The following is a 26,551-nucleotide window of genomic DNA, read 5'->3' on the forward strand; positions in this document are numbered from 1 at the left end:
GGCGGTACACGCAACAGAGTCAGTCTATCAGTGCATGCAGGGGCTCAGATGCATGTCGGCTCCCGCGCGGGTCGGCGAGTCCACGCATGCCGGCCGAACCCCGTCGCCCGGGATCGTCAGGCGTGGAGCGCTTCGTTCAGCGTCACGCCGACGCCGGCACGGCGCACGGCCTCGACCGCACCGCTGAGGGAGTTGCGTCGGAACAGCAGCCCGTCCTGACCGGACAGCTCGCCGCCCTTCACCGTCTTGCGTCCGCCGTCGGCGGTCACGGGGCCGTCGACCAGGACGATCTTGGTGCCCGCCGTGACATAGAGACCTGCTTCGACGACGCAGTCGTCTCCGAGGGAGATCCCGATGCCGGCGTTGGCGCCCAGCAGCGTGCGCGCGCCGATGGATACCCGGTGCGTGCCGCCGCCCGAGAGCGTGCCCATGATGGAGGACCCGCCGCCGATGTCACTGCCGTCGCCGACCACCACACCCTGCGAGATGCGGCCCTCGACCATGGATGCGCCGAGCGTTCCGGCGTTGAAATTGACGAAGCCCTCGTGCATGACCGTGGTGCCGGGGGAGAGGTGGGCGCCCAGACGCACACGGGAGGCGTCCGCGATACGGACACCCGCGGGCTGCACGTAGTCCGTGAGGCGCGGGAACTTGTCCAGACCCTGGATCTGGATGCCCGCGCGCTGGAGGAAGGGCCGCAGACGGGCGGCGTCTGCGGGCAGGACGGGGCCCGCATTGGTCCAGGCGACGTTCGGAAGGTGGCCGAAGATGCCGTCGAGGTTCAGCTCGTTGGGGCGCACCACGAGGTGGGAGAGGGCGTGCAGGCGGAGATAGGCGTCGGCCGTCGAGGCGGGCGCGGCGTCGAGATCGATCTCGAGCTGCACGACCTCGATCGTGACGTTGCGTCGCTCGTCGGCTCCGGTGAGGTCCGCGAGCGCGGCGACGGCCGCCTCATCAGCCTCCGCGGCTCCGGTCCGCACCTCGGGGTACCAGGCATCGAGCACCGTGCCGTCTCCGGCGATCGTGGTCAGTCCGATACCCCATACCGTGCGCGCGTCGCTCATCCCTCCACGCTATCGCGCCCGCAGCACGGTGACTGCACGCATGACGGGTAAGTAGTCTTGACCCATGGTGCTCGATCTGACCGCGTCCTCCGTCGACCTCACCCGTGCGATCTGCGATATCCCCAGCGTCTCCGGAGACGAGAAGAGCCTCGCCGACGCGATCGAGGCGGCTGTCGCGCCGCTGGGGCACCTGCAGGTCTTCCGCCACGGCAACACCGTCGTCGCACGCACGGATCTCGGACGGGCGCAGCGCGTCGCGATCGCCGGCCACATCGACACCGTGCCCATCAACTCCAATCTGCCCACCCGCGACATCGAGATCGACGGAGTGCCGTACCTGTGGGGGCGCGGGACCGTCGACATGAAGGCCGGAACCGCCGTGCAGCTGAAGCTCGCTGCCGAGCTGGTCGCCCCCGCGATCGACATCACGTGGATGTGGTACGACAACGAGGAGGTCGAGGCGACGAAGAACGGCCTCGGACTGCTCGCCGCCGTTCGCCCCGATCTGTTCGAGGCCGACTTCGCGATCCTCGGTGAGCCGTCCAACGGCGAGGTCGAGGGCGGGTGCAACGGCACGATGCGGGCGATCGTGCGCACGTCGGGCGTCCGAGCGCACAGCGCGCGGGCATGGATCGGGGAGAACGCGATCCATCGTGCCGCGCCGATCCTCACCAGGCTGGCCGAGTATCGGGCCAGGGAGGTGCCGGTCGAGGGTCTGCTTTACCGCGAGAGCCTGAGCGCCGTGCGCATCGCGGGCGGTGTCGCAGGGAACGTCATCCCCGATGCCTGCGAGGTCGAGGTCAACTACCGCTTCGCGCCGAGCAAGTCCGCGGCAGAGGCCGAGGCCCATCTGCGCGGCGTCCTCGCGGGGTTCGACGTCGAGATCACCGATGCCGCCGAGGGGGCGCGCCCCGGACTCGACGCGGAGATCGCGAAGCAGTTCGTCGCCGCCGTCGGTGCCGAACCGCGGCCCAAGTACGGCTGGACGGATGTCGCCCGCTTCTCCGCTCTGGGGATTCCCGCCGTGAACTACGGCCCCGGTGACCCGCACCTGGCTCACCACGATGAGGAGCGCGTGCCGCTCGCGCAGATCGACGCCGTGGAGCGGGGCCTGCGCGCATGGCTCACGTCGCACTGAACGCAGCGCGCCGTTGGGCGAAGACGCCGGTCGCCCTGCGCGTCGCGGTGATCTACGTCGGAGCGCGGGTCGTCACGACGGTGTTCCTCATCCTCGCCGCATCGGTATCGACCTCCTCCTCGCGATTCGGAGCCGGAGCCGGGCTGAGCGATTTCGTGCTCGGGTGGGATGCGCAGTGGTATTGGCTCGTCGCCGAGGACGGGTACCCGACCGAGCTGCCGCTCACGGATGCGGGCGACGTCGCCGAGAACGCCTGGGCCTTCATGCCGGTGTTCGCGTATGCGGCCAAGGGGATCGGTCTGCTGTTCGGTTCCTGGGGGGCCGGCGCCCTCCTCCTCTCTCTGGCGGCCGGATACCTGGCCTGCCTCGTGCTGTACCGGCTGCTGCGCGATCGCATCGGCAACTCCGCGGCGCTGTGGGCGGTGATCTTCTTCGCGGCCGGTCCGATCGCGGCGATGTTCCAGGTGGGATACGCCGAGAGCCTGTTCCTGCTGCTGCTGTTCCTCGCCCTCGACATGACGGCACGGCGGAGGTACGCCTGGCTGTATATGCTCATCCCGGCGATGGCTTTCACCCGCCCCGGAGTGCTCGCCTTCGCGCTCTATCTGGGATTGCACGGTCTGGTGCGCTGGATCCGCCGTCGGGAGGATCCGCTCACGAGGCGGGAGATCGCGCACATCCTCGGACTCGGAGCCCTCGCGACCGCTTGCGGGTTCGCCTGGCAGGTGATCGCCGGGATCGCGACCGGGGACCCCGGCGCCTACCTCGCCACCGAGCTGGCCTGGCGCCAGCACTGGATCACCGGCGGCGTCGAAGGATTCATCCCGTTCGAAGGGTGGATCCAGGCCTCGCAGTTCTGGTTCAGCCTCTGGGGCATGCCGCAGTGGTGGGGACCCATCGCCCTGGCGCTGCTCGTGGCCGGAGCTGCCGCGACCCTTCTGCTCTCACCCCAGGTGCGGGCGCTCGGTGCCGACCTCCGGCTGTGGAGCGCGAGTTATCTGCTGTACCTGCTCGCCGTGTTCTTCCCGCAGTCGAGCACCTTCCGCCTGCTGCTCCCGCTCAGCCCGCTGTGGGGTGCGGTCGCCGTGCCGCGATCCCGGCTCTGGCGGCTCGGCGTCCTGGTCGCGTGTCTGGTCGGTCAATGGTTCTGGATATATCACGTGTATGGACTCGGGAGCACGTTCTGGCAGGTGCCGTGAGCAGGAAGCACGACCGAATTGTTGCTCCATGACGTACAGGTCCCGGTGACACCCGATAAACTCATCCCATACCACCGGAGGAAAGGGAGCCACGATGGCAGCGATGAAGCCGAGGACCGGAGACGGACCTATGGAAGCCGTGAAAGAAGGACGACTCATCATCGTGCGCGTTCCACTCGAAGGCGGCGGCCGCCTGGTCGTCTCCGTGAACGACGCCGAGGCCAAGGAGCTTCACGACGTGCTTGGCGCCGTCGTGGCACCGGCCTGATCGACCAAGGGTCCGCGTCGGCGGACCCGAACGGGCGGTGGTTCCTCGGAGCCACCGCCCTTCTTCGTATGGTGGGCGTCGGCCGGCATCCGCCTCGGTCGATGCGGGATCAGGCGCGTTCTGCGAGGCTGATCAGCTGCAGCAGGCCCTCGCCAGCGGGGGAGAGCGTCGCGAGGACGGCCGAGGACTCCTGTGTCTCCTGGACGAGGGACCGATAGGCGGACGTGATCTCGTCGCGCTGCACCGGGTCGGCGACGCGGCCGCCGGCGAGGACACGGGGCACGAGCACGAGGCCACCGGTGCGGGCGAGACGAAGGCCGTGCTCCACGTATTCGATGACGTGTTCGGGGTCGGCATCGACCAGCACGATGTCGTACGAGTTCTCGTTCATGCGGGGGAGCACGTCGATGGCGCGTCCCGTGATGAAACGTGCCCGCGTGGAAGCGATCTTCGCGTCCGAGAAGGCCTGTCGCGCGGCGGCGAGGTGCTCGGGCTCGTTGTCGATCGAGGTGAGCACGGCCTGAGGCGCGCCGCGGAGCAACCACAGCCCGGAGACACCTGCGCCCGTCCCGATCTCGACGATCGACCTGGCACCCGTCGCGGCGGCGAGCACGGCGATCTGGGAACCGACGGACGCGCTAATCGGGCTCGCTCCGAGCTCGACCGCGTGCGCGCGGGCGCGGGCGATGGCATCGGGTTCCACGATGGACTCGCGCAGAAAACGCGCGTTCGCGTCATGCTCGCTCATGGGCTGCCTCTCCCTGCCTGACCTGTGATCTTCTCCAGCGTATTCGGTCCGCGAGTGCGGGGACCGCAGGCGCGGCGGTAGCCTGTAGAGATGACGTTCGGGCTCACCTTCGAGAAGCTGCTGCTGATCGGCCTCATCGCGGTTCTGATCATCGGACCCGAGCGTCTCCCGCGCGCAGCGGAGAGCTTCTCCCGGATGGTCCGCAAGGCCGGCGAGTACCTTCGTGCGACCAAGTCGAGGGTCCGCGAGGAGATGGGCCCCGAGATCGACGATGTCGACTGGCGCAAGCTCGATCCCCGCCAGTACGACCCGCGTCGCATCATCCGCGACGCCCTCATGGAGGAACCTCAGCCGGCGACTCCGATGCAGGCCACCGCGACGATCGCGGAGCCCGTCGCGAGCGCTGCCGCCCCCGTGCGCGCGGTCCCGCAGGAGTTCAGTGCGACCAACCGCCCGCCGTTCGATCCCGAAGCGACCTGAGCCGGGCCCCCTGATCCCGTCGGCCTGAGCCGGTGCGGGCATCGGGGTCCGAACCCGAAGTGCTAGGAGATCCTGGAGCGGAGCGCGGCGATGTCGTCGTCCGTGAACAGCTCGCGGGGTATCGCGGTCGCCGCCGAGGTGTCGCGCACCTTCAGCAGCACCGCATCCTTGCCCACGTGCATCCTCTGGAACGTGCGGTATGCGATGTCGGAGCGACGTCGACCGCTACCCATCTGCAGAACGTCATCTTCGAGGGACACCCACACGCGTGTGCCGGCGGGCATCGCGATGCGCACGGCGGTGCGCGCGCCTGACATCGACATGAACACGGCGAAACCTGCGAGCGCGACGATGAGCACGGGCATCCAGCCGGCCCCGAACGGCCCCTCTTCCCCGGGGGCCACGGGCGCGGTGAGGTTGATGACGCTGAAGACGAGCGCCCCGGCGAGGGCGATCCACATGACGATGGCCGCAGGGCGGGTCAGCGAGTAGATCGCGGCGTCGCGCGCCATCCGTCGCAGCAGACCCTCGTCGACGGTCAGGGAACGTGCGGGCATCCCTTCATCCTCCCACTCGCTATCGGATCGACATCGGCAGGGATCGGCCGGAGAGCCCTCTGCCCTGGTGTGCGAGCGCGCTCGCGAGGCCGCGGATGGTCACGGCCGCGGCATCGTCCGTGTCCTCGGAGACGATCGGGAGTCCGGCGTCTCCGCCTTCGCGCAGCGCGGGGCTCAGTGGGATCGAGGCCAGCAGCGGGACCGTGGCTTCCGGTTCGGAGAGTGCGTCGGCGACGGCTGCACCGCCGCCGGAGCCGAACAGGTCGACGACCGTGCCGTCGGGGAGCGTGTACGCCGCCATGTTCTCGATGACGCCGATGACGCGCTGGCCCGTCTGGCGGGCGACGAGACCGCTGCGGATGGCGACGTCTGCGGCTGCGGTCTGCGGCGTCGTGACGACGAGCACCTCCGCATGGGGGAGGAGCTGGCCGATCGAGATCGCGATGTCGCCGGTTCCCGGTGGCATGTCGATCAGGAGCACGTCGAGGTCACCGAAGAACACGTCGGTGAGGAACTGCGACACGGTGCGGTGCAACATCGGGCCGCGCCAGGCGACGACGGATTCGCCGTCGCGGAGGAACATCCCGATGGAGATCGTCTTCACACCGTGCGCGACAGGGGGGAGCATCAGATCGTCGATGCGGGTCGGCTGCGTGCCGGCCGGGATGCCGAGCAGGCCCGGGATCGAGAAGCCGTGCACATCGGCGTCGACGAGTCCGACGGAGAGGCCCTGCGCGGCGAGGGCGACAGCGAGGTTGGCCGTGACCGTCGACTTGCCCACCCCGCCCTTGCCGCTGGAGACGAGGATCACGCGGGTGAGGGAGTCGGGGCCGAACGGCATGTGCCGCGCCGGTCGGCCGGCGCGGAGCTTCTCCGTGAGGGCCTTGCGCTCGGTCGGCGTCATCACGCCGACCTCGACCTCGACCTCGGCGATGCCGGGAACGGACGCTGCAGCCTCGCGCACATCCGTCTCGATCCTGGTGGCTGCGGGGCAGCCCACGATTGTCAGGACGATGCCGACGTGTGCGCGGTCACCCTCCACCGAGATGTCGCGGACCATGTCGAGTTCGCCGATGGGACGACGCAGCTCGGGATCCGTCACGGCGGCGACGGCGGATCGGACGCGTTCCGCCGCCGTCACGATGCGGAGCCGGATCGGGTCTTCTCGGGGGACTCTTCGAGTTCGGCGAGAAGCGCCTTGAGCTCCTGGCGGAGCACGTCACGCGTGACGACCTGCGAATTGCGTTCCTCGAGCGACATCCGCAGCGCCACGATCTCGCGAGCGAGGTACTCGGTGTCGGCGAGGTTGCGCTCAGCGCGCTGGCGATCCTGTTCGATCTGCACCCTGTCGCGGTCGTCCTGACGGTTCTGCGCGAGCAGGATGAGCGGTGCGGCATACGAGGCCTGCAGCGAGAGCATCAGCGTCAGAGCCGTGAACCCGAGCGCGGCGTCGTCGAAGCGCAGCTCGTCCGGCATCAGGGTGTTCCATACGATCCACAGCACGCAGAACAGGGTCAGGATCAGCAGGAACGCCGGGGTCCCCATCGCCCGAGCGACCCACTCCGTGAACCGGCCGAAGCGGTCGCGCGAGGTCGCCCTGGGGCGTGTGGTCGTGCGCCCTGGCGCGTCGAGGCGTGGGGAGCGGGGCATCAGCGCACCTCCTTCGCCGGCGCTGAGGCGTCGTCGCTGTCGTGCGAGCGCCAGTCGTCGGGCAGCAGGTAGTCGAGCACGTCGTCGATGCTGATCGCTCCGACGAGTCGATGCGCCGCGTCGATCACCGGGAGCGACACCAGGTCGTAGCTCGCCAGGAGACGTGCCACCTCGGCGGCGGAGGCGGTGACGGGAACGGGTTCGAGGCTGTCGTCGAGGATCGCGCCGAGGCGTTCGTGCGGCGGGTAGCGCAGCATCCGCTGGAAATGCACGAGCCCGAGCAGGCGTCCCGTCGGCGTCTCGAACGGGGGGAGCGTGACGAAGACCGCGGCCGCCAGGGCCGGATGCAGCTCGTGGCGGCGGATCAGGGCGAGTGCCTCGGCCACGGTGGCGTCCGCGGACAGGATGATCGGCTCGGGCGTCATCAGACCGCCGGCCGTGTCAGGGCCGTAGCGCAGCAGCATTCTGACGTCTTCGGCCTCCTCCGGCTCCATGAGCTCGAGAAGCTGTTCCAGACGGTCCGGTTCCAGCTGCGCGAGGAGGTCGGCCGCATCGTCCGGCTCCATCTGGTCGAGGATGTCGGCCGCACGCTCGTCGCCCAGACGATCGAGGATGTGCACCTGCTCGTCTTCGGGCATCTCCTCGAGGGCATCCGCGAGACGGTCGTCGGAGAGTTCCTCCGCGACCTCGATCATGCGCTGCTGCGGGAGATCGAGGAGGGTGTTGGCGAGGTCGGCCGCATGCAGCTCGGAGTAGGAGGCGACGAGCTGCTCGGCCGACTGCGACTCGCCGGGAGCGCGCTGCTCGGTGACCTCGCTCCAGGCGGCGAAGGTCGTCGGCCCCTTCGCGAACGGGGAGGCGCTGGTCTTCGGCCGGCGGAGGAACAGCTGGCTGATCGCCCATTCGCCGAGACGGTTGGGCTCGATCGCGACGTCTTCGATCACGCCGGCTCCGCTGCCGTCGACGAAGCTCACCCGTCTCCCGAGCATCTCCGCCAGCACACGGACCTCGCCGGCGCGGGGCGAGAACCGTCGCACGTTGATCAGGCCCGTGGTGATCACCTGGCCGGAGCGGATCGAGGTGACGCGTCCGATCGAGAGGAACACGTGTCGTCGCCCCGGGATCTCCACGACCAGACCGATGACGCGGGGCGCCGCGGTACTTCGATACACGACGACGACATCCCGGACCTTGCCGAGCCGGTCGCCGACGGGATCGAAGACGGCGCACCCGGCAAGGCGCGCGGCGAAAACCCGTTGTGTGCTCACCTCTCCAGAGTAGTCGGCAGCTCTCGTCTCCGGCTGGATGGTCGCGCCTCGGACCGTCGGACGCCGCGCGTGGAAGAATAGCCGGATGAGCATGCTGAACCGGCCCGCGAGCGGCACAGACACCGGCGAGATCGTCGCGTCGATGCGCGACTACGAGAGCGCGCAGAAGACGGTTTCGAAGCTGATCGCCGGGGAGGTTCCGGCGCGCGACATCGCCATCGTCGGGCAGAGCGTGCGCACGGTGGAGCGCGTGACCGGCAAGCTGGGCTACGCGGCCGCGGCGCGTTCCGGGGCGATCAACGGCGTGCTGATCGGCCTGTTCCTCGCCGCGATCCTGGTGCTCGGTAACCCCGAGGTGCCGATTCAGCTCTTCCTCGGATTCGTCCTGATCGGTGTCGCGGTCGGAATGCTCCTGAGTCTCATCACGTACGCGATCGTCCGTCGTCGTCGCGACTTCGCCAGCGTCACGCAGTTCGCCGCCGATCACTACGAGGTCACGGTGCTTCCCTCCTCGCTGGGCAAGGCTCGTCAGGTGCTCGGCGCCAACAAGGTCGCGCCGGTGCGCCCTCCCGTCAACCTCGATGAGCCGCCGCGCTACGGCGAGCGGATCACCCCGGGCGCGACGGCACCTGAGCCCGCTCCGGCTCCTGAGCCCGCTCCGGCACCGGGGGAGCCCGTCATCCCGCCGCGCCCGGCCGATCCGGTGGCCGAGCCGGTCGAGCCGGAGCACGCTCCGAACCCGGATCCGGAGCCGCGCCCGGACGCCGACGGCCTCCAGGGCGAGCGGGCATGACGTCGGTGTCGCTCCCCACCGCCTGATGGTCGAGATCCAGGTCGACCTGCCGGCCGGTCCCACGACCGTGTCCGCCGATTGGGCACAAGGGGACAACGGTGCGACGGTGATCGTCGCGCATGGTGCAGGAACGGGCAAAGACCATCCCTTCCTGACCGGCTACGTCGAGGCGCTGAGCGAGAGCGGCTTCTCGACCCTGCGGTTCAACTTCCCCTACGTCGAGCAGGGGCGACGGATGCCCGGTCCTGCTGCGCACGCGATCGCGACCTGGACCGCCGTGGTAGCCCACGCCCGATCCGCCGACCCGTCCGCGACCGTCTGGGCGACAGGCAAGTCCTACGGCGGACGGATGGCCTCGATGGCGGTCGCCGAAGGTCTGCGTGTCGACGGTCTCGCCTATCTCGGCTACCCGCTTCATCCGCCGGGGCGGCCCGAGAAGCCGCGTGTCGAGCATCTGCCGGGCATCGCGGTGCCGCAGCTCTTCGTGGAGGGAACCAACGATCCGTTCGTCCAGCCCATCTCGCAGTTCGAGGAGGCGGTCGCGAGCTGTCGGGATGCGCGGGTGGTCTGGATCGAGGGCGGCGGGCACACGTTCGAGGTGAAGGGGCAGAAGCGTCCGGCCGAGCAGATCGGAGCGTCACTCGCCCCGATCGTTGCGGAGTTCGTCCTCGCTCGCGCTGCCGGCTGAGACCGATCAGTCGATGAGCACGGAGAGACCGGCGTCGGCCAGCAGACGTCTCACCGTCGAGACGCCCAGCGCGCTCATCGTCGGGTTCGAGGCCTCGTAGTACCAGCCCAGTCCGAGCGCCTGCTGGAGCGCCCATGCCGCGCCGCGCTGCCACTCGACATCCTCCACGCCGACGCCGTCGCGGAGGACGCGCCGTGTCGGTGCCTCGAAGAGATGCCACGCCACGACGAGGTCGAGGGCGGGATCGGCGGGTCCGAAGCTGCCCCCGTCGAGCACGCCGGCCAGTCGCGTCTCACCCGCACGCTCGGCGACCAGGAGGTTGAACGGGGTGAGGTCTCGATGGCTCATCACCTCCGTGCCGGTGGATGGGAGCTCGCGCAGTGCGGCCCAGAGCCTCTCGGCGCGCGCCGCGTCGAACAGGTGCGCGCTCCTGGCGAGGCAGTGCGCGACCCACTCGTCGTGATCGCCGAGGCACCCGCCGCGACCGTTGCCGTCGAACGTGCGTCCGCGGAGGTCGACGGCGCGCAGTGCCCGGATCAGCGAAGCCAGGTCGTGCGCCAGCGTCGGCGCGGCGGCGGCGCTCACCGGGTCCGCCGTCTCGCCCTCGACCCAGGTCTGCATGGCCCAGGCCGAGGGGAACTCCGTCGATGGCGCGGCGATCCCATAGGGTCTCGGCGCGGGGTAGGGGCTGGCTGCGGCGAACTCGGCCAGCGCGGTGGCCTCGCGCTCGAGCTCGGTCTCCGCGGCCCCAAGCAGCGGGAACCGGGCGACGTGTTCCCGGCCCACGCGGATGATCCTGTTCACGGTCCCCGTGAGGGGCACAGGTCGCACCGGCTCTCCGCGCAGCTCGGGGAACCGACGGGCGATCAGGCGTGCCGCTGTCGCCGTGTCGAACGCGAGTTCCCCTTCGTGCATCCGCCGGGGTCAGCTCTGCAGACGTGCGATCCAGGCCTCGACCTCGTCGGCCGTGCGCGGGATGCCCGCCGAGAGGTTCACGGGACCGTCCTCGGTCATCACGATGTCGTCCTCGATACGTACGCCGATGCCGCGGAGCTCCGCGGGCACCGTGAGATCGTCGATCTGGAAGTACAGCCCCGGCTCGATCGTGAACACCATGCCAGGGGCGAGGATGCCGTCGTAGTACATCTCACGGCGGGCCTGCGCGCAGTCGTGCACGTCGATTCCGAGGTGGTGCGAGGTGCCGTGGACCATGTAGCGACGGTGCTGACCGCCCTTTTCGGCGTCCAGAGCCTCTTCCGCGCTGACGGGGAGCAGGCCCCACTCGGCCGTGCGCTCGGCGATGACCTTCATCGCGGCACCGTGCACGTCGCGGAAACGCACACCGACCTTGGCAGCGGCGAACGCGGCATCCGCTGCTTCGCGGACCGTCTCGTAGACGCGGCGCTGCACCTCGGTGAACGTGCCGGAGACCGGCAGGGTGCGGGTGATGTCGGCGGTGTACAGGCTGTCCGCCTCGACGCCCGCATCCACGAGGATCAGATCACCGGGAACCACGGTGCCGTCGTTGCGGGTCCAGTGGAGGTAGCAGGCGTGCGGTCCGGATGCGGCGATCGTGTCGTAGCCCTCGCCGTTCCCGTCCTCGCGCGCGCGGCGGTGGAAGACCCCCTCCACGACGCGCTCGCCGCGGGCGTGTGCCGTGGCAGCCGGCAGCTCGCGGATGATGTCGTCGAAGCCGTTCGCCGTGATCTCGACCGCGCGGCGCATCTCGGCGATCTCGAAATCGTCCTTGATGAGACGCAGCTCGGAGACGAAACGGGTGAGCGCCTCGTCCTCATCGAGCACGAGCTCGCCATCGACCGCCTCGAGCTCGTCGAGGTGTGCGGTCGCGATCTCGAGGTCGGCGGCGACGCCCGCGAGGGACGGGCGCGGACCGATCCAGAACTCGCCGACGGTGGCATCGGCGTAGAACTCCGTCGTGGTGCGGTCGGCGCGCTCGCGGAAGAAGAGCGTGATGTCATGGCCGCTCTCGGTCGGCGCGAAGACGAGGACGGAGTCGGGCTCGGCGTCGGACGCCCACCCCGTCAGGTGCGCGAACGCGGAGTGCGCCCGGAAGACGTAGTCGGTGTCGTTGCTGCGCTGCTTGAGCGACCCTGCCGGGATCACCAGGCGCTTGCCGGGGAACGCGGCGGAGACGGCCGCGCGACGCGCTGCCGCGTACGACGCCTGTGCGCGCGGAGCGGGGAGCGTCTCGGGGCGCTCGGCCCAGCCGGTGGAGATGGTGTCGAGGAAGCCCTGAGGGAACGGCTGCTTGCGGTTCGTCGTGCTGTTCTCGGCGGACGCTTCGACGGTGGGCTCTGCGATCGTGTCGCGCTCTCCTGTGCTCATCCCTCCAGTCTGTCACCTGCCGGGCAGGGGCGGGAGTCAGCCAGCTGGTTCGAGCTGCACGACAAGGGCGCGGTGATCGCTTCCGCCGGCGTCGTCGAGCACGACGGAACCGCTCGGGGACCAGTTCTGCGACGCCATCACGTGATCGATGGGAGCACCGGCGAGGGCGGGAAGCGAACTCGGCCACGTGCCCGTGAGTCCATTCCCGGTGCGGGAGGCGACATCACGGCAATAGCCGATATCGCCGCCTTCCACTCCGAGCGGAGCCATGTGGTCGAGAGTGGCGTTGAAGTCGCCGGCCAGGATGAAGTCACCCTGCGGGCACTGATCGGCCACCCACTGCAGGTCGCTGCGCCACTGCTGCATCTCCTCCATGCGCGGCGCCACCGCGTGCACCGCGACGATGGTGGGGCCGGTTCCGTCAATCGGCATGAGCACGACGCTGGGAACGGAACCGGTGTTGCTCGTGCCGTCCTTGGCCGATTCGATCACCGAGTACTCACCCAGCTCAGGAGCGACCAGCACGGTGGTGTGCCAGGATTGCGGCCCGTCCTGCACATCCGGTTTGAACTGCACGTGGTGCACCCACATCGGATGTCCCTGCTCGCGCAGCATGATGGCGATGCGTTCGCCCACGGCCTCGGTGGTCTCCGGGAGCGCGACGATGTCGGCGCCCTGATCGAGGATCTGCTGTGCGATCACCTCGGCGGAGACGGCCTCGCCCGCGGTGTTCCAGGTGAGCACTCGGACGCTGCCGTCCGTCTTGTCCGGGAGTGTCGATCCTCCGAAGCCGCGCGCCGCCCCGATGGCCGCGGTCGCGCCGGCGCCCAGCAACGCCACGATCAGGACCGAGGCGGCGAACCCGCGCAGCGGACGGGCGAACAGCAGGAGGAGCGCCAGCACTGCGACGACGAGGAATCCGCCGAGCATGAGACCGCGTGCCGACACGAGCTGCGCGAACGGATAGGTCTGCTCGAGACGGAAGAACTGCGGCCACACCACGATCGCCGTCGCGATCGCGAGAAGCACGGTGAAGAGGATCCCCAGGAGACGAAACATCCACTCCAGCCTAGGAGCGCCGGCTGTGAACTCCCTGCCTCGACATCCGCTGCCGGCCGTCTGCGGCCCGTCGGCAGCGATGCTCGGTACGCTCGGAGGATGGCCACTTCGTCCTCCGGGTTCGCCGGTCCCGCCGACCTGCACCTGCACTCCAACCATTCCGATGGCACGGAGTCGCCGGCCCGGGTGGTCGCGCAGGCGCACGCGCATGGCGTGCGCACCCTCGCGCTGACCGATCACGACCGCACCACCGGGTGGGGCGAGGCCGGAGACGCCGCGGTCGCACTCGGCATGACGTTCATCCCGGGCATGGAGCTCTCCGCGAAACACGAGTGGCGGAGCGTCCACGTGCTCGGGTACCTCTTCGACCCGGAGGATGAGGCGCTGCGTGCGGAGACCGATCGCATCCGCGGCGATCGGATCGGCCGGGCCGAGCGCATCGTGCGCAACATCGGGCGGGACTACGACCTGCAGTGGGAGGACGTGGTGGCGCAGACGACGCTGGACGCCACGGTGGGGCGCCCGCACATCGCCGACGCCCTCATCGCGCGCGGCATCGTGCGGGACCGGACGGAGGCCTTCGACGGCATCCTGCACCCTCGCGAGGGCTACTACGAGCCGCATTACGCGCCCGATCCGCTGACGGCGGTGCGTCTGATCACCGACGCCGGGGGAGTGGCGATCATCGCACACCCCGTGACGGCGGGTCGCGACCGCATGATGCCGGTGCCGTTCATCGAGCGTCTCATCGCCGCGGGGCTCGGCGGATTCGAGGTCGAGCATCGGGAGAACACGGAGTCGGGCAAGCGGGTGCTGCGTGACATCGCCGCGAAGCACGACCTCATCGTCACCGGCTCGAGCGACTATCACGGAACGGGCAAGCCGAACCTTCCGGGCGAGAACACCACCTCAGACGAGATGGTAGCCAGGCTCATAGCACGAGGCACCGGCATCGCCCCGCGTTTTCCCTGACCCTCGGCGTTCTGTCGGCGACTTCCCTGCGGGCTGTCGAACCGGACCGATACCGTCCGAGGCATGCAGCGAGCGACTTCCCTGGAGCGGCGCGTCGACGCGTGGGCTCACCGCCTCCTCCGTGGCGCCCCGTCGAACGGCATCCGCACCGGCCTCATCGAGTTCGCGGTGTTCGTGGTCAAGCAGGCATGGGCGTGCATCTTCGGGGGAGCGCTACTGATCCTCATCGTCGCCGCCCGCCTGTGGTACCCCGACGACGCGGCTCTGGCACGCAACGACGCCCTCACGATCGCTGCGGTCCTCATTCAGGTCGCGATGCTCGTCTTCCGTCTGGAGAGCGGCCGCGAGCTCTGGGTCATCGTCCTGTTCCACCTCACCGGCACCGTGATGGAGCTGTTCAAGACCGACGTGGGCTCGTGGGCGTATGCCGCAGACGGGATCCTCCGCATCGGCGGCGTCCCCCTGTTCAGCGGGTTCATGTACGCCGCGGTCGGCTCGTATATGGTGCGCGTGTACCGGCTGTTCGACCTCGGCTTCACCCGATATCCGCGACGCTGGATGACGGCGATCCTCGCCGGGGCGATCTACGTCAACTTCTTCACGCACCACTGGTGGTGGGATGCGCGCTGGGTGCTGCTCGTCGGGGTGGTGCTGCTGTGGCTGCCGACCGTGATGCACGCGCGGGTCTGGCGGCGCACGATCCGCCTTCCCCTGCTGGCAGTGTTCGCAGGCGTGGCGGTGTTCATCTACCTCGCCGAGAACATCGGCACCTGGGCGGGCGCGTGGGCCTATCCGGATCAGGCCGGAGGGTGGCAGCCGGTTTCGCTGAGCAAGTTGAGCTCGTGGTTCCTGCTGATGATCATCTCCGTGGTCCTGGTCGCCTGGGTGTACCCGCCTCAGGTTCCCGACTCATTGCTCCGTGCGACCGACCGACGGCGAGGCGGTCGCGCCTGACACTCGTCGCCCGGACATGCGAGAGGGCGCATGGGGTCGGGACATCCCGATCCATGCGCCCTCTCGTGAGACTCAGGCCCCGGCGACGGGAGCTGCGCCGGCCCCGGAGCCGCCGCGGCGACGGCGACGACGTCGTGCCGGAGCAGGCTTGCCGTCATGGTGCTCCTTGCCGGCGCCGTCATGGGTTCCTGCACCCTCGGCTCCGCGATCAGTCGACGGTGCGGACTGTCCCTCGCCGTTCGCCGACGACGCGGCGCCTTCAGTGAAGGTCGAACCGACCGGTGTGGAGCTGTTGCGGCGACGCCGGCGACGACGCGTTCCGCTCTCGTCCGTGCCCTCGGCAGCGGCGTCGCTCGCGCGTTCCGGGCGACGGCTGCGCTCGGTCTTGACGGACTCGGTCTTGGGTGCCGACACCAGGCGGCCCTTCGTGCCCTGGGGGATGTCGAGATCCTCGTACAGGTGCGGACTCGACGAGTAGGTCTCGATGGGCTCGGGCTGGCCGAACTCGAGGGCACGGTTGATGAGGGCCCACTTGTGCAGGTCCTCCCAGTCGACGAAGGTGACGGCGATCCCGGTCTTGCCCGCTCGGCCGGTGCGGCCGGCACGGTGCAGGTAGGTCTTGTCCTCGTCCGGGATGGTGTGGTTGATCACGTGCGTGACGTCGTCGACGTCGATGCCTCGGGCGGCGACGTCGGTCGCGACGAGCACGTCCTTCTTCCCTGCCTTGAAGGCGGCCATCGAACGCTCACGCTGGTCCTGGCCCATGTCTCCGTGCACGCCGCCGACGTTGAAGCCGCGGTCGTTGAGCTCGTCGACGAGTCGCTGCGCTGCACGCTTGGTGCGGGTGAAGATCACGGTCTTGCCGCGGCCCTCGGCCTGCAGGATGCGGGCGATGACCTCATCCTTGTCCATGGAGTGGGCGCGGTAGACGAGGTGCTTGATGTTGGCCTGCGTGAGGCCCTCATCGGGGTCATTCGCGCGGATGTGGATCGGGTTCGACATGAAGCGACGCGCGAGGGCCACGATCGGCCCGGGCATGGTCGCGGAGAAGAGCTGCGTGTGGCGGACGGCCGGCACCTTCTGGAAGATCTTCTCGATGTCGGCGAGGAAGCCGAGGTCGAGCATCTTGTCGGCCTCGTCGAGCACGACCTCGGTGGCGTTCGACAGATCGAGGAGGCGCTGACCGGCGAGGTCGATCAGCCGGCCGGGCGTGCCGACCACGATCTGCGCGCCCGCCTTCAGCTGGTCGATCTGGCCCTCGTAGGCCTTGCCGCCGTAGATGGCGACGACGCTGGTGGAGCGGTTGCTGGTGAGCAGGTCGATGTCTTCGTACACCTGCACCGCGAGCTCACGGGTCGGCACCACGATGAGCGCCTTGACGCCGTGCTCCGGATCCTTGCCGAGGCGCTGGACGACCGGGATGCCGAAGCCGAAGGTCTTACCGGTTCCCGTCTTGGCCTGACCGATGATGTCCTGGCCGGGCAGGCCGAGGGGGATGGTCTGCTCCTGGATGGGGAACGCGTCCACGATGCCCTTGGCGGCGAGTGCGTCGACGATGTCCTGATCAATGCCGAGATCGGCGAAAGTTGTCACGTTATTCAGATTGCCTGTCCGGCGACCCTGCGGGATCGCCACGTTCACGGATCCACGCCGTCTCTTGTGCCACAGGCGCGGGCCCCGCTCCGACGGCGGGGACACGCCCAGCCTACCCGAGGGGTGCCGCAGGCCGGGAAGCAGGCTTCGGCACGAGTATTGTGAACGACGTGGTGGACTCGGGAGGACGACCTCGTGGTTAAGTGGTTCTGGCAGCGCGATGCGGCGCCGCGACGCACCCTCGCCCTGCGTGGCAGAGGAGAGCAGGGGGATGCGACGCGAGTCGACTTCGCTGAACTCGCCCCTGAGCTCAACCGCTTCCTCGGACAGGCCGCCTATCTGCAGCTGGGCTACTTCGAGACGCTGACACGCCTCATCCGCGCCACGCCGGAGCTCTCCGAGAAGGAGTCGCTCTCGCGCGCAGCTGGAGCAGCGCTGACCAAGCACCGCGGGATCGTGGAGCTCATCGCGGAGCGGGGGGAGGACCCGACGCAACTGATGCTGCCGTTCCGGGAGAACCTCGACGCGTTCCGTCGCAAGACGATCGGCGCGCGCCCTCGCGAGACGCTGCTCGCCGTCTACATCACGGCGGGGATGCTGGACGACTTCTACCTGGCGCTCGCCTCGAGCTACGGCGACACCGGGCGCCGCGTCGCGGAGATCCTCCGTGAAGACGACGCTCGGCACGAGATCGTCGCCATCGTCCAGGAGACCATCGAGAGTGATGAGGAGTGGCGGTCGCTGTTGTCGATGTGGGCTCGCCGACTCGTCGGAGACACCATCCTCGTGTGCCGCTCGGCGCTGCGGCCGGAGCGCCTCGAGGTCGACGAGGAGCGCATCGAGCCGGTGTACACCGAGCTGATGGGCGCCCACGCACGACGCATGGACGCCATGGGCCTCGCCTCCTGAGCCGAGGACGACACGATCGGAGCGAGACGCTCAGATTCCCAGAGCGGCCCTCTTCTGAGCATCGGTGCGCTTGCGTGTCGCGGTGACCGCCACCGTCGCCAGCGCGGCGATGAGAGGAGCGCCGAGCACGGTCGCGAGCCACAGCCAGATGCTGTCCTCGCCCACGCCCGCCCATTGCAGCCCGGTGTACAGGACGGCGGACACGGCCGTCGCGATGGCGGGGGTGAGGGCGACACCGCGCAGCTCACGATCGCCGATCAGGAAGTGCGCGGCGATCCCGAGCGCGCACGCGCCGATGAGTGCGAGGAGGATGTACATCGTCGGGTCAGGCGACGAAGCCGACGCGACGGGACTCCTCGGTGCCCAGCTCGATGTACGCGAGGTTCGCGGTCGGGACGATGTAGGAGTTCCCCTTCACATCGGCGAAGCTCACGTGCGACGCGCTCTGCTCGAGTGCCGTGGCGACCTGGGTGCGCACCTCTTCGGCGCTTGCGCCGGTGTCGAAGCTGAGTTCACGGCCGGTGTTGATGATGCCGATGCGGATTTCCACGCGTGCTCCTTGAAGTTCGGGGACTGCGCCAACTCTACCCCGCGCGCACCGGCCGGGATCGGCGGTCGCGGCCGGTTTCGCCGTGAGCGCACAGGGCTGCGGCACGGCGGCCACAGGCCACGACGGACGGGTGGGGACGGCGATGTCCCCGCGTCCGGATAGCGTGGAGGTCATGACACCGGATACCGCTCAGCGCGCTGTGATCGCCGCGGAGCCCGACGCATCCGGAGTCATCATCGGCGCTCCCGGGACGGGGAAGACACGCACCCTCATCGACCGTGTCGTGCACCTGCTCGATGTCGCGGCTCTGCGCCCTGAGCAGGTCCTCGCGCTCACTCCGAACCGTCAGGCGGCGACGGCGCTGCGTGACAGGATCGGCGTCCGGATCGGGCAGGCGACGCCAGGGCCCCTGGCCCGATCGCTCGGATCCTTCGCCTTCCAGCTCGTGCGAGGGGCGATGGTGAAAGAGGGCGCCGAGCCGCCGGCGCTGCTGACGGGCGCGGATCAGGACCGCATCATCGCCGAGCTGCTCGCCGGCGATGAGGAGGACATGCGCATCCCGTGGCCGGAGACCCTGAGCCCGTCGGTGCGGGCGTCGAAGGGATTCCGCTCCGAACTGCGAGCGTTCCTCGCCGAGTGCACAGAGCTCGGCGTCGGCTCCGCAGAGCTTCGCGCATCGGGCAACCCCGTGTGGGCGGCGACGGCGGAGTTCCTCGTGGAGTACCGCGGCGTACTCGACGCCCTCCGATCCGCACACCGCGACGCCGCCGACCTGCTCAGTGAGGCGAGCGCCATCCTGCATACGGCCGATCCGGCGACTCTCGGCCCGCTCGCGCCGCTGCGCGTGGTGCTCATCGACGACGCCCAGGAGCTCACCCGGGGTGGCATAGCCGTGGTGCGGGCGTTGCAGAGCCGCGGAATAGCCGTGCTGGCGTTCGGCGATCCGGATATCTCATCCGGCTCATTCCGCGGAGCCAGTCCCGAGTTGTTCGCGCAGCTCGCCGGGGTGCTGGGAGACGTGCACGTGCTCGACGGCCCCCATCGGCAGCGTCCCGCGCTCACCGCGCTCACCCGTACGGTGACGCAGGCGATCGGCGCGTCGGGGCGGGTCGAGCACCGACGCGCGCCCGTGCCCGCGACAGCGGAGGAGGTCGATGCGGGGGTCTCCACGTTCCTCGCCCCCTCTCCGCACGAAGAGTTCGATCGCATCGCGGGCGTCATGCGCGAATGGCACCTCTCCGAAGGGATCCGGTGGGACCGGATGGCCGTCATCGCCCACGACACCCGGCAGGTGACTGCGCTCGAGACCGAGCTCGCGGCCAGGGAGATCCCGACACGAGCGGCCGGGGTCCAGCGCCCGCTCGGCAGCGAGGGCATCGTGCGCGACATCGTAGGCATCGTGCGTCTGGCGCTCACACCCGTCGAGGAACGCACCTCGACCGCGCTCGAGGAGGCGCTGCGCACCCCGTTCGGAGGCATGGACGCCATCGGGCTGCGGCGCCTGCGCGCACGGCTCCGACACGTCGAGCTCGAGCAGGGCGGCTCCACGCCCGCACGTGAGCTCTTGCGGCAGGCGATGGCGGATCCCGCCCACCTCACCCTTATCGACGCCCCGGAGTCGCGCACCGCGGAACGCTTCGCCGAGACCATCAAGGCTCTCGCGGACGGCGCGGAGGCCGGGCAGACGATCCACGATCTGCTGTGGCAGGTGTGGGACCAGGCCCGAGCCGTCGACGGGCGTCGGCTGCTGGTCGCCTGGCGCGAGATCTCGCTGCTGCCCACGGGAGCGGAGACCGCTCGCTCGCTCGACGCCCTCGTCTCGCTGTTCGATGCGGCGAAGCGGTTCGTGGAACGCACACCGAACGAGAGGCCCGAGGTGTTCGTGCGAGATGTGCTCGACAGCGAGGTGCCCGAGGATTCGTTGTCGACCCCCGACCGTCCGGGCAAGGTCACGCTCCTGACTCCTGCCACAGCGCTCGGCACTGAGTTCGACGCGGTCGTCGTGGCCGGTGTGCAGGACGGCATCTGGCCGAACGTGCGCCTGCGCGGCGGCCTGCTGCAGACCTGGCGTCTGTCCGACGAGATCCAGGCGGTCCGCACCGGGACCACGATCGACGCTCCTGGGGTCCTGGACCGACGACGAGCAGCGCTCCATGACGAGCTGCGGCTGTTCGTCCGCGCCGTCTCACGTGCGCGCGACCGGCTCCTGATCACGGCGGTGGACGACGATGACCTGACCCCCAGTCCGTTCTTCGGCTTCCTGCCCGCCCCCGAGCCCCCGGAACGGCACGCTTCGGCGGAGCACCCGCTCACCCTGCGAGGCCTCGTCGCCCGGCACCGACGCGTCCTCACGACGGTGTCCGCCGAGCCCGTGCGGCGCGTCGCCGCAGCACAGCTTGCCGTCCTCGCCCGTGAGGGGGTCCCTGGTGCGGCCCCTGAGGAGTGGTACGGGGTGACGCCGGTCTCGACCGATGCGCCACTGCGTGATCTCGCCGTCGCCGGCGCACGGGTCTCGCCCTCGAAGATGGAGTCGTACGAGGAATGCGGTCTCAACTGGGTCGTCTCCGCCCTCGGCGGTGACACCGTGATGCCGCCGACGGCGGGCATCGGCACGATCGTGCACGAAGCGATGGAACGGGTTCCGGACGGAGACCTCGAGCGGATGCGGGCGATCGTGGCCGAGCACTGGCCGGAGCTCGATTTCGAGACGGAGTGGATCGGACGCAAGGAGCGGCGTCGTGCCGATCTGCTCGTCGATCGGCTGCACACGTACCTGGGCGACGTGCGCCGCGAGGGCGGGCGGGTGATCGGCAGCGAGGTCGAGTTCCGCTTCGCCGTCGACGTGGCGGCCTCGAGTGACGAGGGCTCGGATGAGGGCATCGTGCCGACCGTGCATGCGGTCGGCGACGATCGGGCGAACCAGGCGATCATCCACGGCTACATCGACCGGGTGGAGGCCTACCCCGTCGGTGCGGGCGAGCATGCGGCGGCGCGAGGCCGCGGATGGCAGCCCATGTCGGGCGGTCCGGAGGGGCCGACGGTCGTCGTCGATCTGAAGACCGGGAAGAACGATCCGGAGTCCGACTCCGGTGTGCTCGAGCACGCGCAGCTGGCCGCCTACCAGGTCGCGGTGCAGCAGGGGCTGGTCGACGGTGCGCCGCCGACCTCACTCGCCGGAGCACGGCTCGTCATCGTCTCGAAGACCCTCGCGAAGAGCGACTACCGCATCGCCCATCAGCACACGCTCGACGAGGAGTCGCGCTCGGCCTTCCTGATGCGCGTGTCGGATGCGGCTCGCGGCATGTCGGCCTCGAGCTTCACAGCGCAGGTGGAATCGCACTGCGCCGACACGCAGCGTCGGGTGCATCCCTGCCGGATCCACACGGTGCCGGCGGTGAGTTCGTGACGGGGACGACGGGCTCGGGGTGGAGCAGCGGCGAGACGATCTCGGCCACGGACATCGCTGCCGCGCTGAGTCAGCCGCCACCGACACCCGCCCAGCAGCGGGTGATCGAGGCGCCACCGGAACCTGCGCTCGTGGTCGCGGGTGCCGGCAGCGGGAAGACCGAGACGATGTCGGGGCGCGTCGTATGGCTCGTCGCCAACGGGCACGTGCGCCGCGACGAGATCCTCGGCCTCACCTTCACGCGCAAGGCAGCAGGCGAGCTCGCGGAGCGGATCGGCCATCGGCTCGCGGTCATCGACGAGTACGGCCGTCGCGGTCTCCTCCCGCATCTCCCGGCGATCGTGGCCGACAGATCGCTGCGCCGCGTGGAGGAGGCGGCCCCGGGCCGCCAGCGCGAGGTGGTCCGCGCACACGTGCTCGACGAACTCGCCGCCCAGCGCGGAACCGGGTGGGATCCGGTGACTCCTCGGGCCGCGGAGGACCTGATGATCCGGCCCCGCGTCTCGACGTACAACGCGTTCGCCGACGGCATCGTCCGTGAGCATGCGGCACGCATCGGGAGAGACCCCGACGTGGCGATGCTCAGCCAGGCGGCCTCCTGGATGCTCGCGCGCGAAGTGGTGCTCCGCAGCGATCTCCCTGAGCTGGAGAACATCGACTTCGCACTCGGCACGGTCATCGATGCGGTGCAGCGGCTCGCCGGAGACGCCCTCGACCACCGTGTGGACCTGGATCTCGCCGAGCGCATCGCCCGGGAGCAGGCACTCGCCTTCGAGCCGTACCGCGGCAATGGAGACGTCGAGAAGGCGGCCCTGAACCTGCTCAGTCTTCCGACGCTGTCGAGCCTGGTGCGCGACTACATCGCGGAGAAGCAGCGTCGCGGGGTGCTCGACTTCGCCGATCAGGTCGGTGGCGCGTACGACATCGTCGAGTCGGCCCCCGATGTCCGCGCCGAGCTCCGCGAGCAGCATCGCGTGGTGCTGCTCGACGAGTATCAGGACACGTCGGTCATCCAGACCCGCTTCCTCGCGGAGCTCTTCCATGACTCCGCGGTGATGGCCGTGGGCGACCCGCACCAGTCGATCTACGGCTGGCGGGGCGCGAGCGCCGACAACCTCTACGCGTTCTCCGGCACGTTCTCGAGCACCGGCGCGGCGCAGACCTACAGTCTCATGACGAGCTGGCGCAACGACCGTCGCATCCTCGAGGTGGCGAACCGGGTGCTCGAGCCGCTCCAGCGGCCGGGGCTCGACGTGCCTCCGCTCGAACCCCGTCCCGGGGCGGGCGAGGGCACCGTGACTGTCGAGTACCCCTTCACGGTCGACGAGGAGGCAGCCGCCGTGGCGGAGTGGTTCGCCGAGCGCCGAGCGGCACACGACGCCCGCGATACGGCGACGCCGCACACGACGAAACCGCACACCGGCGCGATCCTGTTCCGGTCGAAGCGGCACATGCAGACGTTCGCAGCGGCCCTCGCGGCACGCGGCATCCCGCATCGGATCCTCGGCCTCGGCGGGCTGCTGGCGACACCGGAGGTCGTCGACGTCGTCTCGACGCTCCGTGTGGTGCACGACCCCACCGCGGGGTCGGCGCTGATCAGGCTGCTCACCGGACCGCGCTTCGGCGTGGGGGTGGCCGACATGGCGGCGCTCTACGACCTGGGGCGCACCCTCTCGGAGCGCGATCCCGCCATGGCCCCGCTGCCCGAGGAGATCCGGTCGCGGCTGCGCGGATCACGGGGCGCCGACGAGGCGGTGTCGATCATCGACGCCGTCGACGTGGTCAGGGCCGTGCGCGACGACTACCGATTGCTCGAGGCGATCACCCCCGACGGGCGTGCGCGGGTGCGCGCCGCGGGCGAGATGCTGGAGCGGCTGCGTCGAGCGTCCTCGCAGCCGATCCCCGAGCTGATCCGCCTGATCGAGCTCGAGCTGCGGCTGGACATCGAGCTGGCGGCCAATGAGACCAGGGGGCCGGCCCGGATCGCCGCGACGCAGCTGCGCGCGTTCTCCGACGAGGTCAGGGCCTTCCTCTCCGCTGACGACCGGGGGAGCATCGGCAGTCTGCTCGCCTGGCTCGACAAAGCAGAGAGCACGGACGAGCTCATGCCACGGCCGGAGCCGCCGGAGCCCGGTGTCGTGCAGTTGCTGACGATCCACGGCTCGAAGGGCCTGGAGTGGGATGCGGTCGCGGTCGTCCGACTCGTGGTCGACGAGCTCCCGAGCCGGGTCTCCGACACCTCAGGGTGGTTCGGGTTCGGGGTCGTTCCCTTCGCTCTGCGCGGCGACCGCGACGCGCTTCCCCGCTTCGAATGGGACCCGGTCGAGGCCATGGGGGACGAGACCGACCCCGTCAAACGGCAGAAGCTGGCGCAGGCCTCGCTCTCCGGCGGCGCGACGAAGGCGAATCCGCAGGGGGGCGCGATCAAGCGCTTCAAGGACGCATACCGGGCGTATCAGCAGCAGGAAGAGCGACGTCTGGCGTATGTCGCGGTCACTCGCGCACGGACCGATCTGCTCCTCAGCGGAGCGCACTGGGCCGGACAGAAGTCGCCCCGCACGCCGAGTCCCTATCTGCTCGAAGCCATCGAAGGACAGGGGTTCGAGCAGATCGATGCGGTCGACCCCGACGACAACCCGTACGACGGTCCGGGCTCGACACTCCGCTGGCCCCTCGACCCGTTGGGGGCCCGGAGAAGTGTCGTGTCCGCGGCAGCCGTTGCCGTCGAAGAGGCGATCAGCACCGGGACGGCAGAGCCCACGGTCGAGCTCGCCCGTCTCCTGGCGGAGCGCGCGGCGAGGCAGCGCGGCACCGATGCCGAGGCGCCCACGCGCGTGCCGGCCTCGAGGTTCAAGGACTACGTGACCGACTTCTCCGGCACGCTGTCGTCGATCGTCAGACCCATGCCGGAGCGACCCTACCGGCAGACCCGCCTCGGCACCCTGTTCCATGCCTGGGTGGAGCAGCGGTCCGAGATCGTGGGTGTCGGCAGCCGTGTGGACGAGGCTCTCTGGGAGCTCGACGAGGACGACACGCAGGTCGAGGCCGTCCACGGGATGCGCGGGCCGGAGGAGGGGCAGGGAGCCACGGCCGATGCTGCCGATCTCGCCTTCCTGCAGGCCACGTTCGAGCGCAGCGAGTGGGGTGGGTTGCAGCCGATCGCGGTCGAGATCGAGATCGACTTCGCACTCGGTGCCGGTCTCTCCTCGAACGAGGCGGCAGGCGGTCACATCGTCATCTGCAAGCTCGATGCCGTGTACCGGCGGGCCGACCGGGGCGGACGCATCGAGATCGTCGACTGGAAGACCGGCAAGGCTCCGCGCACGGCAGCCGAGCGCGAGGAGCGCATGCTGCAGCTCGCGCTCTACCGTCTCGCGTACCATCGGCGATTCGACGTACCTCTGGAGGAGATCGACGTCGCGCTGTACTACGTGGCCGACGACCTGATCATCCGCGGCGACCGGATCTACTCGGAGGAGGAGCTCTTCCAGCGCTGGAGCGCCGCACGCGCGGCGCGCTGAGCTTCCTCGGAGTCGTCTTCGTCGTACGTCGTCGCCGACTCCGATCGCGCCCCCGGAGTGCGGCTCTCGTCTCGGGGATCGGTGCTGTGCGTACCGGCGAAGATGCTCCTGGCCTCGGAGAGATCCTCGGTCTCGAGGTCGAGCATCCTGGCGCGGTCAGAGCCCTCGCCCCGGTCGATCGCGCTATCGAGGGCACCCGTGTCGGCCGATCCCGTGTCCGTCGATCCCGTGTCCGTCGAGTTCGTCTGGGACTCAGAGGGGAGGTCGATCCACAGCTCTTCCGGGTTGTAGGCGTCGGTCTGCATCGAGGTGTCCACCTCGGTGACGGCGTCTCGGGGCACACGGTCGAGCGCGTCCATCGCAGAGTCGACGCCGGTGCTGCGGGCGTCGATCACGCTGAGGTCGTCGGCGCGCAGCCCCTCGGCGAGGGCATCGAGCAGCGCGGCCGCATCGTCGACGATGTCCGGTCGGTGCATCGAGTCGCCGTGCACGAGCCACCGCGCGAACTCCAGTTCGGCGAGCAGGCGAGCACGCACTTCGAGACCCGCATCCGGTGCACGATCCAGAGCGCGCGCGTAGGCGGCGTGCACGTCGTCGGAGGCATCGGGTGCCGCGGACAGCCAGGAGAGATCGAGCGCGGGGTCTCCGATCGAGAGCCCATGCCAGCCGAGGAGACCGACGACCTCGGGACCGCGCTCCGGATCGTCTTCGAACACGAAGGAGGTCGACTGCACACCGCCGAGGACGACGGTGGACTCGAAGCGCCAGAGGTCGTCGTCGGCGACGGCATCGCGCCATCGCACGGTGAGACGTGCCGGGACCCGGCCCGTGGCGGCCGCTGTGTCGATCAGACGATCCACCTCGGCGCGGCTCTCCTCGGCGGAACGCGCTGCCAGGCCCGCACCGCGGACCACCGAGGTGGGCAGGCTGTGCACGGCGGCGATCGACGACCCCATCGACGGGGCGGCGCCGCGTCCGGCAGGCACATGGGCCGCGTCGATCTGGAACCCGGGCAGGAGCTCGGTCACGAGCGCGCGTCCGTCGCCGAGCCGGGTCTCGCCGATGTAGGCGGGGACGCGGAACGGCAGCATCGCTCTGGTGCCGTCGGTGAGAGCACGCAGGGCGATGGCCTCGGCCGCGAGCTCCCGCGCCGTCTCGTCGTCGTCCGCGACGCGGATCGCCAGCTCACGGCCGTCGGCGAGGGTGGCCACGGCCGAGTCGAAGCGGCCCTCGCCGTCTGCGCTCAGACCACGGGCACCCGTGACCTCCGCCCCGGGCAGTGCGGCGGTCACAGCCGCGGCTAGAGTGAATGGAGAGCGTCCCATGCCCCCAGGGTAGGTCGGCTCAGGGGCGGTCCCGCCTCCGCCACGCCCGTGAAAGAGGGAGTC

Annotated in this window: 24 protein-coding genes; 11 read left to right on the plus strand and 13 right to left on the minus strand. The window is 69.7% G+C overall.

Annotated elements, in window-relative coordinates; translation table 11 throughout:
• Positions 1-116 precede the first annotated feature (116 nt).
• Complete coding sequence (dapD, locus tag RN51_RS05655; protein WP_045263082.1) at positions 117-1,064, minus strand: 2,3,4,5-tetrahydropyridine-2,6-dicarboxylate N-succinyltransferase; 948 nt, start codon at positions 1,062-1,064, stop codon at positions 117-119.
• Positions 1,065-1,128: 64 nt separating this feature from the next.
• Here dapD and dapE point away from each other — a divergent pair, with 64 nt between their 5' ends.
• The 3 genes from dapE to RN51_RS18175 all read left to right on the plus strand — a co-directional run bounded on the left by dapE (position 1,129) and on the right by RN51_RS18175 (position 3,669).
• The gene (gene dapE / locus RN51_RS05660; RefSeq protein WP_045263083.1) at positions 1,129-2,202 is read left to right on the plus strand and encodes a succinyl-diaminopimelate desuccinylase; all 1,074 of its coding nucleotides are present in this window, start codon (positions 1,129-1,131) and stop codon (positions 2,200-2,202) included.
• Positions 2,184-3,401: a membrane protein gene (locus RN51_RS05665; protein WP_045263084.1), complete on the plus strand. Its 1,218-nt coding sequence runs from the start codon at positions 2,184-2,186 to the stop codon at positions 3,399-3,401. Before dapE ends, RN51_RS05665 begins: the two co-directional genes overlap by 19 nt.
• 94 nt (positions 3,402-3,495) lie before the next feature.
• A complete protein-coding gene (locus RN51_RS18175) occupies positions 3,496-3,669 on the plus strand; it encodes a DUF3117 domain-containing protein (protein ID WP_071328210.1) in 174 nt (57 codons plus the stop codon).
• A gap of 109 nt (positions 3,670-3,778) precedes the next feature.
• Here RN51_RS18175 and RN51_RS05670 read toward each other — a convergent pair whose 3' ends face one another.
• Positions 3,779-4,417, minus strand: a complete 639-nt coding sequence (locus tag RN51_RS05670; RefSeq protein WP_045263085.1) for an O-methyltransferase — start codon at positions 4,415-4,417, stop codon at positions 3,779-3,781.
• Between the two features lie 90 nt (positions 4,418-4,507).
• On the opposite strand from RN51_RS05670, the gene RN51_RS05675 reads away from it, so the two are divergent.
• On the plus strand, positions 4,508-4,897 hold the full coding sequence (locus tag RN51_RS05675) for a twin-arginine translocase TatA/TatE family subunit (RefSeq protein WP_045263086.1): 390 nt from the start codon (positions 4,508-4,510) through the stop codon (positions 4,895-4,897).
• A 62-nt stretch (positions 4,898-4,959) separates the two neighbouring features.
• Here RN51_RS05675 and RN51_RS05680 read toward each other — a convergent pair whose 3' ends face one another.
• Genes RN51_RS05680 through RN51_RS05695 form a run of 4 tightly spaced genes read right to left on the minus strand, consistent with a single transcriptional unit; the run spans position 4,960 to position 8,372 of the window.
• A complete protein-coding gene (locus tag RN51_RS05680; RefSeq protein ID WP_045263087.1) occupies positions 4,960-5,454 on the minus strand; it encodes a YcxB family protein in 495 nt (164 codons plus the stop codon).
• A gap of 19 nt (positions 5,455-5,473) precedes the next feature.
• On the minus strand, positions 5,474-6,595 hold the full coding sequence (locus RN51_RS05685; protein ID WP_045263088.1) for an Mrp/NBP35 family ATP-binding protein: 1,122 nt from the start codon (positions 6,593-6,595) through the stop codon (positions 5,474-5,476).
• The gene (locus tag RN51_RS05690; protein ID WP_045263089.1) at positions 6,592-7,104 is read right to left on the minus strand and encodes a DUF1003 domain-containing protein; all 513 of its coding nucleotides are present in this window, start codon (positions 7,102-7,104) and stop codon (positions 6,592-6,594) included. Before RN51_RS05690 ends, RN51_RS05685 begins: the two co-directional genes overlap by 4 nt.
• Positions 7,104-8,372, minus strand: a complete 1,269-nt coding sequence (locus tag RN51_RS05695; RefSeq protein ID WP_045263090.1) for a magnesium transporter MgtE N-terminal domain-containing protein — start codon at positions 8,370-8,372, stop codon at positions 7,104-7,106. Before RN51_RS05695 ends, RN51_RS05690 begins: the two co-directional genes overlap by 1 nt.
• An 85-nt stretch (positions 8,373-8,457) precedes the next feature.
• On the opposite strand from RN51_RS05695, the gene RN51_RS05700 reads away from it, so the two are divergent.
• Both RN51_RS05700 and RN51_RS05705 read left to right on the plus strand, forming a co-directional pair.
• Complete coding sequence (locus tag RN51_RS05700) at positions 8,458-9,165, plus strand: general stress protein (protein WP_045263091.1); 708 nt, start codon at positions 8,458-8,460, stop codon at positions 9,163-9,165.
• Positions 9,166-9,190: 25 nt separating this feature from the next.
• Complete coding sequence (locus RN51_RS05705; RefSeq protein ID WP_045263092.1) at positions 9,191-9,853, plus strand: alpha/beta family hydrolase; 663 nt, start codon at positions 9,191-9,193, stop codon at positions 9,851-9,853.
• Positions 9,854-9,859: 6 nt separating this feature from the next.
• Here RN51_RS05705 and RN51_RS05710 read toward each other — a convergent pair whose 3' ends face one another.
• From RN51_RS05710 to RN51_RS05720, 3 genes are read right to left on the minus strand one after another with little or no spacing between them, the layout of a single operon-like run.
• Complete coding sequence (locus RN51_RS05710; RefSeq protein ID WP_045263093.1) at positions 9,860-10,768, minus strand: phosphotransferase; 909 nt, start codon at positions 10,766-10,768, stop codon at positions 9,860-9,862.
• Between the two features lie 9 nt (positions 10,769-10,777).
• Positions 10,778-12,199 (minus strand): aminopeptidase P family protein, encoded by a 1,422-nt coding sequence (locus RN51_RS05715; protein WP_045263094.1) that lies wholly within the window; start codon positions 12,197-12,199, stop codon positions 10,778-10,780.
• 36 nt (positions 12,200-12,235) lie between these two features.
• The gene (locus RN51_RS05720) at positions 12,236-13,258 is read right to left on the minus strand and encodes an endonuclease/exonuclease/phosphatase family protein (RefSeq protein ID WP_045263095.1); all 1,023 of its coding nucleotides are present in this window, start codon (positions 13,256-13,258) and stop codon (positions 12,236-12,238) included.
• A 99-nt stretch (positions 13,259-13,357) separates the two neighbouring features.
• Between RN51_RS05720 and RN51_RS05725 the strand changes: the two genes are divergently transcribed.
• A complete protein-coding gene (locus RN51_RS05725) occupies positions 13,358-14,230 on the plus strand; it encodes a PHP domain-containing protein (protein ID WP_045263096.1) in 873 nt (290 codons plus the stop codon).
• A gap of 63 nt (positions 14,231-14,293) precedes the next feature.
• Entirely contained in the window at positions 14,294-15,184 is an 891-nt protein-coding gene (locus RN51_RS05730) for a DUF817 domain-containing protein (RefSeq protein ID WP_045263097.1), read from the plus strand.
• Positions 15,185-15,256: 72 nt separating this feature from the next.
• Here the strand turns inward: RN51_RS05730 and RN51_RS05735 are convergent, their stop codons facing one another.
• Positions 15,257-16,777, minus strand: a complete 1,521-nt coding sequence (locus tag RN51_RS05735) for a DEAD/DEAH box helicase (RefSeq protein ID WP_045263169.1) — start codon at positions 16,775-16,777, stop codon at positions 15,257-15,259.
• A gap of 195 nt (positions 16,778-16,972) precedes the next feature.
• Here RN51_RS05735 and RN51_RS05740 point away from each other — a divergent pair, with 195 nt between their 5' ends.
• Positions 16,973-17,686, plus strand: coding sequence for a ferritin-like fold-containing protein (locus tag RN51_RS05740; RefSeq protein ID WP_045263098.1), 714 nt, complete (start codon positions 16,973-16,975; stop codon positions 17,684-17,686).
• Positions 17,687-17,716: 30 nt separating this feature from the next.
• Here the strand turns inward: RN51_RS05740 and RN51_RS05745 are convergent, their stop codons facing one another.
• Together RN51_RS05745 and RN51_RS05750 are read right to left on the minus strand one after the other, a co-directional pair.
• The gene (locus tag RN51_RS05745) at positions 17,717-18,004 is read right to left on the minus strand and encodes a hypothetical protein (protein ID WP_045263099.1); all 288 of its coding nucleotides are present in this window, start codon (positions 18,002-18,004) and stop codon (positions 17,717-17,719) included.
• A 7-nt stretch (positions 18,005-18,011) separates the two neighbouring features.
• On the minus strand, positions 18,012-18,236 hold the full coding sequence (locus RN51_RS05750) for a DUF3107 domain-containing protein (protein WP_045263100.1): 225 nt from the start codon (positions 18,234-18,236) through the stop codon (positions 18,012-18,014).
• A 172-nt stretch (positions 18,237-18,408) separates the two neighbouring features.
• On the opposite strand from RN51_RS05750, the gene RN51_RS05755 reads away from it, so the two are divergent.
• Complete coding sequence (locus RN51_RS05755) at positions 18,409-21,642, plus strand: ATP-dependent helicase (RefSeq protein WP_045263101.1); 3,234 nt, start codon at positions 18,409-18,411, stop codon at positions 21,640-21,642.
• Entirely contained in the window at positions 21,639-25,163 is a 3,525-nt protein-coding gene (locus RN51_RS05760) for an ATP-dependent DNA helicase (protein ID WP_197073185.1), read from the plus strand. The genes RN51_RS05755 and RN51_RS05760 overlap by 4 nt, the downstream gene beginning before the upstream one ends.
• Here the strand turns inward: RN51_RS05760 and RN51_RS05765 are convergent.
• Entirely contained in the window at positions 25,109-26,488 is a 1,380-nt protein-coding gene (locus tag RN51_RS05765) for a hypothetical protein (protein WP_045263102.1), read from the minus strand. The two genes, RN51_RS05760 and RN51_RS05765, sit on opposite strands and share 55 nt — an antisense overlap.
• Positions 26,489-26,551: the final 63 nt, after the last annotated feature.

Source organism: Microbacterium oxydans, from assembly GCF_000956405.1.
GTDB lineage: Bacteria > Actinomycetota > Actinomycetes > Actinomycetales > Microbacteriaceae > Microbacterium > Microbacterium oxydans_C.

Excerpts from the sequence above, each read along its gene's own strand:
- RN51_RS05710 (WP_045263093.1), bottom strand. The coding sequence starts at position 10,768 with ATGCACGAAGGGGAACTCGCGTTCGACACGGCGACAGCGGCACGCCTG.
- RN51_RS05670 (WP_045263085.1), bottom strand. The coding sequence starts at position 4,417 with ATGAGCGAGCATGACGCGAACGCGCGTTTTCTGCGCGAGTCCATCGTG.
- RN51_RS05725 (WP_045263096.1), top strand. The coding sequence starts at position 13,358 with ATGGCCACTTCGTCCTCCGGGTTCGCCGGTCCCGCCGACCTGCACCTG.
- dapE (WP_045263083.1), top strand. The coding sequence starts at position 1,129 with ATGGTGCTCGATCTGACCGCGTCCTCCGTCGACCTCACCCGTGCGATC.
- RN51_RS05730 (WP_045263097.1), top strand. The coding sequence starts at position 14,294 with ATGCAGCGAGCGACTTCCCTGGAGCGGCGCGTCGACGCGTGGGCTCAC.
- RN51_RS05680 (WP_045263087.1), bottom strand. The coding sequence starts at position 5,454 with ATGCCCGCACGTTCCCTGACCGTCGACGAGGGTCTGCTGCGACGGATG.
- RN51_RS05690 (WP_045263089.1), bottom strand. The coding sequence starts at position 7,104 with ATGCCCCGCTCCCCACGCCTCGACGCGCCAGGGCGCACGACCACACGC.
- RN51_RS05715 (WP_045263094.1), bottom strand. The coding sequence starts at position 12,199 with ATGAGCACAGGAGAGCGCGACACGATCGCAGAGCCCACCGTCGAAGCG.
- dapD (WP_045263082.1), bottom strand. The coding sequence starts at position 1,064 with ATGAGCGACGCGCGCACGGTATGGGGTATCGGACTGACCACGATCGCC.
- RN51_RS05700 (WP_045263091.1), top strand. The coding sequence starts at position 8,458 with ATGAGCATGCTGAACCGGCCCGCGAGCGGCACAGACACCGGCGAGATC.
- RN51_RS05720 (WP_045263095.1), bottom strand. The coding sequence starts at position 13,258 with ATGTTTCGTCTCCTGGGGATCCTCTTCACCGTGCTTCTCGCGATCGCG.
- RN51_RS05745 (WP_045263099.1), bottom strand. The coding sequence starts at position 18,004 with ATGTACATCCTCCTCGCACTCATCGGCGCGTGCGCGCTCGGGATCGCC.
- RN51_RS05675 (WP_045263086.1), top strand. The coding sequence starts at position 4,508 with ATGACGTTCGGGCTCACCTTCGAGAAGCTGCTGCTGATCGGCCTCATC.
- RN51_RS05665 (WP_045263084.1), top strand. The coding sequence starts at position 2,184 with ATGGCTCACGTCGCACTGAACGCAGCGCGCCGTTGGGCGAAGACGCCG.
- RN51_RS18175 (WP_071328210.1), top strand. The coding sequence starts at position 3,496 with ATGGCAGCGATGAAGCCGAGGACCGGAGACGGACCTATGGAAGCCGTG.
- RN51_RS05705 (WP_045263092.1), top strand. The coding sequence starts at position 9,191 with ATGGTCGAGATCCAGGTCGACCTGCCGGCCGGTCCCACGACCGTGTCC.
- RN51_RS05765 (WP_045263102.1), bottom strand. The coding sequence starts at position 26,488 with ATGGGACGCTCTCCATTCACTCTAGCCGCGGCTGTGACCGCCGCACTG.
- RN51_RS05755 (WP_045263101.1), top strand. The coding sequence starts at position 18,409 with ATGACACCGGATACCGCTCAGCGCGCTGTGATCGCCGCGGAGCCCGAC.